The organism is Petrotoga sp. HWHPT.55.6.3, from assembly GCF_002895495.1.
GTDB classification, from domain to species: Bacteria; Thermotogota; Thermotogae; order Petrotogales; family Petrotogaceae; genus Petrotoga; species Petrotoga mobilis.
This window is the reverse complement of the sequence record NZ_AZRJ01000021.1, coordinates 77,152-84,733: the sequence shown is the minus strand read 5'-3', so window position 1 is coordinate 84,733 and position 7,582 is coordinate 77,152. Positions and strand designations below refer to the sequence as shown.

At 31.5% G+C, this 7,582-nt stretch carries 7 protein-coding genes; all 7 read right to left on the bottom strand.

The features are described from left to right. Positions 1-36: 36 nt before the first annotated feature. The 7 genes from cls to X926_RS07095 all read right to left on the bottom strand — a co-directional run bounded on the left by cls (position 37) and on the right by X926_RS07095 (position 7,537). Positions 37-1,497 carry a cardiolipin synthase gene (gene cls / locus X926_RS07125; protein ID WP_103065559.1) on the bottom strand — a complete coding sequence of 487 codons (1,461 nt, stop codon included), beginning with the start codon at positions 1,495-1,497 and terminating at the stop codon, positions 37-39. Position 1,498: 1 nt separating this feature from the next. Continuing rightward, on the bottom strand, positions 1,499-2,197 hold the full coding sequence (locus X926_RS07120; RefSeq protein ID WP_103065558.1) for a deoxynucleoside kinase: 699 nt from the start codon (positions 2,195-2,197) through the stop codon (positions 1,499-1,501). A gap of 66 nt (positions 2,198-2,263) precedes the next feature. Next, positions 2,264-2,827, bottom strand: coding sequence for a chromate transporter (locus tag X926_RS07115; protein WP_103065557.1), 564 nt, complete (start codon positions 2,825-2,827; stop codon positions 2,264-2,266). Then, positions 2,824-3,369: a chromate transporter gene (locus tag X926_RS07110; protein WP_103065556.1), complete on the bottom strand. Its 546-nt coding sequence runs from the start codon at positions 3,367-3,369 to the stop codon at positions 2,824-2,826. The genes X926_RS07115 and X926_RS07110 overlap by 4 nt, the downstream gene beginning before the upstream one ends. 118 nt (positions 3,370-3,487) lie before the next feature. Beyond that, the gene (locus X926_RS07105) at positions 3,488-4,588 is read right to left on the bottom strand and encodes a TM0106 family RecB-like putative nuclease (RefSeq protein WP_103065555.1); all 1,101 of its coding nucleotides are present in this window, start codon (positions 4,586-4,588) and stop codon (positions 3,488-3,490) included. 26 nt (positions 4,589-4,614) lie between these two features. Beyond that, on the bottom strand, positions 4,615-6,684 hold the full coding sequence (gene glyS / locus X926_RS07100; RefSeq protein ID WP_103065554.1) for a glycine--tRNA ligase subunit beta: 2,070 nt from the start codon (positions 6,682-6,684) through the stop codon (positions 4,615-4,617). Continuing rightward, positions 6,674-7,537, bottom strand: a complete 864-nt coding sequence (locus X926_RS07095; RefSeq protein ID WP_103065553.1) for a glycine--tRNA ligase subunit alpha — start codon at positions 7,535-7,537, stop codon at positions 6,674-6,676. Before X926_RS07095 ends, glyS begins: the two co-directional genes overlap by 11 nt. Positions 7,538-7,582: the final 45 nt, after the last annotated feature.

The window sequence follows — 7,582 nt, the reverse complement described above, 5'->3', positions numbered from 1 at the left end:
ACCATATTTGACAAAGAGCCGTAAAAATTTAAATTTTCACAAAAGATTAGAGAAAATTTTGCTGAATGCTTCGGTAAATTTGATGAGGAAAGGTTGATTATTGAAGTAATCTTGAGAAATGTGAGAACTAATTTTTAAATCCTCTAGGAAAATATCTTCTATTTCTTTAGTTTTTTCCCTATCGTATATTAAGAGATTTGCCTCGTAATTCAGTTCAAAGCTTCTGATATCTATATTTGCGGTCCCTACGGTTGATATTAAACCATCTATGGATACAAATTTAGAGTGTATGAATCGATCTTTTCTGTAAAAATAGACTTCAACACCATATTTTATAATTTCTTCCAAATATGTTCTTGAAGCAAAATATACTAAAAAATGATCCATCTTTCCCGGAAATAAGATTTTTACTTTAATACCTGAAAGAGCAGCTATTTTCAAAGCCGAAAGAATACTATCATTTGGGATGAAGTACGGGGTAGCTATGTATATATGGTCTTTAGCAATAGTAATCATCTTATGGATCGTTTGCATTATGGATGAATTTTCTGACTCTGGGCCGCTCACCGCTATTTGTATTAAAGAGTTCCCTTTTCTCTCTTGTTTTTTAAAGTATTTACTAGGATCTATTTTTTCTTTTTTTCTCTCTGCCTTTACAATTGTTTGATAGTCTTCAAAGAAAATTTTTTGAAGTCCGTTTACAGCCTCTCCTCTAACTTTTAAGTGGAGGTCTCTCCAATATCCCAAACTACTTTTACCAATGTATTCATTTCCAATGTTTATCCCTCCGATAAATCCGATTTTAGAGTCAATTATCGCTATTTTTCTGTGATTTCTGTAATTTACCTGAGTATTTACAAATTTAAGTAAAGGCGATAAAAAATAGCTATAAAAAGCAATTTCAACTCCTGCATTTTTTAATTGCTTTATATAACTTTTCTTTAGACGACCTGAACCTATTTTATCCATAATGAATTTGATTTCTACGCCCTCTTTAGCCTTTTTTATCAGGAGGTCTTTAAGTTTTTTTCCTGTTTCATCGTCTTTTACAATATAGTATTCTAAATTGATAGATTCTTTTGCGTTTTCAATTTCTTTAAAGAAAGAAGAGAATTTTTCTTTCCCATTTTTAAAAATTTCTATGTCGTTTCCCAAAAATAAAGGTGACTTAGAGTTCCTTTTTAAAAGATTAATTAGTTGTAAATATTGAATATCATTTTCCCCAAGTACCTTCTTTAGCCATTCTTTTTCTTCTTGCGATAAAGTAGTGTTTGAATTCAAGTAAATATCACTGGTAAGTTTTCTTCTTTTCCAGTTTCTTCCAAAAAAAAGGTAGATTACAAAGCCTATAAGTGGGATTACGGCAAATATTAAAAGCCAACTTATGGTTTTTTCTGGTCTTTTTCTTTCCAAGATGATAACAGTCGTAGCAACAACTGCATATATTAATACAAAAAAAGTCCAAAATCCAAATTTGAAAATTATAGCAAAAGCCATTTTATATTTCTCCCAAATCTCTTATGTTTTTCCATATAGAGTAGATCTCTTCGTGAATTTCTTCGATTGATTTTAATTCTTCGTTTTCTTTTAAACAGTTTATTATTGTCCAATTGTACTTCTGGGCGATGTATTTCGCATTTGCGTATGTCTTATTTATATATTCAATATTTTTTTCATGGATATCTTTTCCTGTTAGGGCTATTATTTTTTCCTTTCTTTTTTTCAGCAATTCTATACTTATTTTGGGAGGAATATCTAAAAATATTACGTAATCAGGTTTTGGCAAATTAAATTTGTTGAATTCCAAATCCCAAAGCCATTCCAAAAATTCATCTTTTTCACTTTGATTTTCAAATTTTGAAGATTGATATATCATGTTGGAAGTTGTATACCTATCAGATATTAAAACTCCTCCAGATTCATAAAAAGGTTTTAATTCTTTTTGGTAAGTTGCGAATCGGTCCACAGCAAAAAAAGTGGAAGCAGCATATGGATTTATTGCTTCAGGATTTTCCCCAAATTCCCCTTTTAAATACATTTTTATCAAAGCGGAAGAGTCGCTTTTGTAATTTGGAAATTCAACTTTAAATGCCTTGATTTTTTCATCTTTTAATCTTTGTGACAATATTTCTGCTTGTGTGGCTTTGCCACTTGCGTCCGTTCCAGATTCTATTACAATAAGCATTCCTTTTTTCATAAATATCCTCCTACCGTTTAAGCACAGGTGTCTGTGCTTATTTTACTGATTAACTAAGTTAATAAGTTAAAACTTAAAAATGATTCCAACAGCCGCTCCTAAAGCCAAATAAACTACAGGATGCTTTTTAAATCGTTTCATTAAATAAATGATGATTAGAAACAATATTATAGCCTTAAAATTGAACACAGAAACCAAAGTTTGAGTTTCTGTAAGCCTCTCAAGATAAAATAAGGAAACTTTTGCTACTTCATACGTTGCGGCACCTATCAGCCCAACCACTGCCGGTCTTAAAGCATAAAATCCACTTTGTATAAATGGTTTTTCATTGAACCTTTGAAAGTAATGGGCAATTGTAGTAATAATAATTATTGAAGGTGTCACTATCCCCAGCACAGCTATTATACCACCAAAAATACCTCCCGAGTTGTAACCCACAAATGTTGCTGTGTTTATTCCAATAGGTCCCGGCGTAGATTCGGATATAGCTATATAATCAGCTAAGTCATTAAGGGTTAACCAATCATACTTACGAGCTAGATCTTGAAGAAAAGGTATAGTTGCTAAACCTCCACCTACAGAAAAAAGTCCTATTTTAAAGAATTCAAAAAAAAGTATAATGTAATTCACTTTCTATCATCATCTTTATTTTGTTGTATAATCAATCCGACTATGAAAGAAGTTATCACAACTACAACTGGAGATAGTTTTAGGAAGGCAACAACAATAAAAGCAACTGAAAATATAATTATACCTATGTAATCTTTGATAGACTTTTTCCACATATTTATTATAGCGTTCAACATGAGTGCAACTACAACTACCCTAATGCCACCGAAAGCATTTTGTACTATTTGCAAATTTTGAAATTGTTCGAAAAATATGGCAATAATGGTTATTATTACGATAGAAGGGAAGACCATCCCTAAGGTTGCAAATATTCCTCCAAGGATTCCTTTTAATTTGTAACCTATGAAAGTAGCTGTATTTATAGCGATTATTCCGGGTGTACTCTGCCCAATGGCATAATAGTCAATTACTTCCTCATCAGTTGCCCAATTGTGTTTTTTAACAACTTCTTCTTGAATCATTGGTAACATTGCGTAGCCACCACCAAAAGTTAGACTCCCGATTCGAGCAAAAGTTATAAACAAATTCCATAAATCTTTCATAGATACCCTTAGCTCCTTCTATATAATTTTTGAATAGTTTTTATTAACATTAAAAAAGACTTATGTATAGTATCGAACAGACTATACATAGGTCTTATTTAGAGAGTTTATGAACGGATTAAATGGTCTTAAGACTTTCTAATACTAATTTTGTGGCTCGACAATCATCTTCGTTGTATTTAAAAATATTTTTCAAAGCATTTTTATTGCCATTCAAATAGCTTTTGTATTCGGGTATAACAGCAAAACCATTTAACTCTGTTTTCCAAGCAAAGCCAAAGTATTTGCTGATATCTTTTAATGAATAAGAAACAACAGGTAAGCTGTAATTTTTTCTTATTATCTCGTATAGATCACACGTTTTTGAGGAGATCTTGTTTAATTTATCTCTCAACATAGGATATTTAGATGAAAGTTTTTTTAAGGCTGTGAGATCGTTTTTATCGTAATGCAATAGCACCTTGTCTTTTTCATACAGAAAATCAACCATTTTTTCAGCGTTTTTGTATTCGTTTTTTCCTAAAAAGAAAGGAACATACGTTTCATTTTCTAAAAATCCAAACAAAAAGTCTTTGTTTAAGTAAGTTTCTACGTCAAAGACTATGTAATCTTGTGGAAGAGAGTTTTTATTAATAACGTAAACTTGGTTTTCAATTAGAGACTTTAGATTGTATAAAGGTTTTTTGAATCTTTTGTCTAATTTTTCTATTTGATTGGTTTTTATAACTGTCAAGGGTTCCAAATTCATGTTTTTTAAATCCTCAATCATAGGTTTACTTAAATTTGGGACTACGGAATAATCTCCTTCCCTTAAAAATTGCAAATGACATTGGTTTTTAATTTTGCAGAACTTGCAGTGTGGCCCATGGACTTTTTTCGTTGATTTAAGTTTGTTAAGTTCTTTCTTTATCCATTTTTCTCTTAAAAGAATATCAGAAACATTTATTTCGTAACTTCCATTGGATGTTTCTAAGACTATTCTTTTTATATGTTCACCTTTATCTTTGAAATATCTATATACGGTATATATATGTAACCAATAAGATTTTTTAAAATTGTTCCCCATTCTAATGATTTTCACTACACCGTTGTTAATACTTTCAAAATTAGCTTCAACGTTCAAACCATTTAGGTTAATTTTAAAGTATGTGCCTTGCCTTTTATAGGTAGGAACAAAATAACTACAACTTTTAAAATTTTCATAGTAAAGTAAATCCATTGTTCAAACACGCCTTATCTTAAAATTTAGCCCTTGTATAATTTTTCCACGTCTCCAATTTCATAAAACAGAGCAGATAAAGATTTTAAAAAACCTAGTCTATTGCTTCTTATAGATTCGTCTTCAGACATAACAAAGATGTTATCAAAATATCTGTCAATATTTTCTTTTAAAGAGATTAAGCTTTCAATTGCCCCGTCGTAATCTAATTTTTTCAAACAGTTTTCAAAATGGGATTTGACTTCTAAATATTTTTGAAATAATGTTTTTTCTTCTTCTTCTATGAATAGTCTTCCATTATATTCTTGGGATTTATGATTTTTCGAAATGTTGTTTACCCTTTGAAACGCAATAATAAAATCTCGAAATTCTTCTTTTTTTATAAACTTGTCCAAAGATTTTGCAGCCAAGTAAGCTCTTAAAGGTTTATATATATTTATTAAAACCGAATTTATAGCCTCTTTGGATATTTTTTCTCTTTCTAAAATGGTTTCTAAACGGTTGGATAAGAAATTTATTAACTCATTTTCTACAGATTTTATTGAGATATTAGATTTTCCACTTTCAACGAAGGTCTTTTCTGATAAATCGATAAGTTCTTTAAGATTCAGGTCCCAATCCAACGATATTAAGATTCTTAAGATTCCAAAAGCTTTTCTTCTCAATCCAAAAGGATCTTTTGATCCTGAAGGGATCTTTCCAATACCGAAGTATCCAACGAGGTCATCTATTTTATCAGCTAAGGAGACGAGGTTAGCGACTAAATTTTGAGATATTTCATCATTTTCCGAAAGAGGCTTGTAGTGTTCTTGGGCCGTTAAGAAAACATCTTCATTTTCTTCTTTATGTTTCAAATAGATTCTCGCCATAATTCCTTGCAATTCAGGAAATTCATATACAACTTTGGAAGGAATGTCAATTTTACATAACAACCCGGCTCTTTTAACTACATCTAAATTTTCAAAACCCAGTTTTTCGGCAATTTTTGAACTGAGTGTTGATATTCGCTCACATTTTTCTCTGTAATTACCTAATTCTACTTGATAAGTAATACTCTTTAAATCTTCAAGCCTCTTCTGTATATCCGCTTTTAAGTCATCTTCATAGTAAAAAGCCGCATCGTCTAATCTTGCGTTTATTACTCTAGTATAGCCATTTGTAACGTTGCCTTTCCTGCCAAAGCCGTCTTGGAAAGCTATGTATTTATTGATTACCTTTCCATCTTTCATCGCCACAAAACTTCTTTGATGGTGTCTTACAGTGACAATAATAATTTCTGGGGGTAGAAAAAGATATTTTTCATCAAAACTTCCAACTACCCCTTTGGGAAATTCTGTCATTTTGGCAATTTCTCGAATTAAATCCTCGTGCTCTTCCAAAGAAATCTTGATATTATATTCATCTTCTAACTCATGAATTTCTCTCTCTATTACTTCTATTCTTTCTTCATATAGAGGGATTACATAGTTCTTTTTTAATTCACTAAAGAAACTTTGAGGATTTGTAATCAATATCTCTTCACCAAAAAAACGATGGCCATAACTTTTGTTGGAGGATTTTTCATCGAATATTTCAAATTCTAAAATCTCTCTGTTGTACAAACCTAAGACCCAATGTACCGGTCTTACAAAGGTGTAATTACCTTTTCCCCACCTCATACTTTTGGCAAAATTCATGTTGGTTATCAATTCTGGAATGATATTTTGTAAAATAATTTTTGTGGGTTCTCCCGCTTTAACAGACTCTATATATGCGTATTCTGCGCCGTCATTGTTTTCAAATTTTACATCTTTTACCTGGACACCTTGGCTTTTAGCAAAACCTTCGAGTGCTTTCGTGGGTTGGTTATTTCCATCAAAGCAAATCTTTTTTGGAGGACCTTTTCTTTTTTCTTTTTTATCAGGTTGTTTATCTGGAAGGCCCACGATGTAAGCTCCAAACCTACGAGGGGAAATAAAGATATTCATGGATAAAAAATTTAAATCATTTTTTTCAAATGATTTTTTTAATTCTTCTTCTAATTGAGCTCGGATATTATCAAATTCTGATGGGGGTAAATCTTCAACACCTATTTCAAAAATTGCTCTATTCAACATCAATTACCTCCGCATTTGAACTGTCGATATATAGTTTTGCACAGCTTTTCGCCATATTCCTTATATCCAATATGTATTGATGCCTTTCGTTAACTCCAATGGCATTTCTTGCGTCCAATAAGTTGAATACATGTGCTGATTTTGCTAAATAGTCGTATGCAGGTAAATATAATTGTTTTGCAATTAGCCTTTGAAATTCTTTTTTATACATATTGTAAAGTGTTTTAAGCATGTCTATATCAGCTTCTTCAAAATTATAGTAAGAAAATTGCCTTTCGTTTTCTTTATATATGTCTTTGTACTTTACATTTTTATTCCATTTGGTTTCATAAACGTTGTCGATATTCTGTAAATACATAGCTATTCTCTCAATTCCATAAGTAAGCTCAACGGGAATATAGGTTAATGGGATGCCTCCCATCTGTTGAAAGTACGTGAACTGAGTAATCTCCATACCATCTAACCATACTTCCCATCCAACTCCCCACGCACCTAAAGTAGGAGATTCCCAATTATCTTCTACAAACCTTATGTCATGTTCCTTAGGGGATATCCCTAAAGATTCCAAAGACCTAATATATAGATCTTGAATGTCTTTGGGTGAAGGTTTGATAACTACCTGGTATTGATAAAATCGTTGCATTCTATTCGGATTTTCGCCGTATCTACCGTCTGTTGGTCTTCTACAAGGTTGAGCATAGGCAACTCTCCATTCATTTGCTCCAAAAGACCTAAAAAAAGTGGCAGGACTGTATGTCCCTGCCCCCATCTCAATATCATAAGGTTGGTCTATAACACATCCTAAATCGGACCAATATTTTTCTAAGTTCATAATCACATCTTGAATGTACAAATCAAATCCTCCATTCTTCTTGGATAAATTATTAAATGATTATTT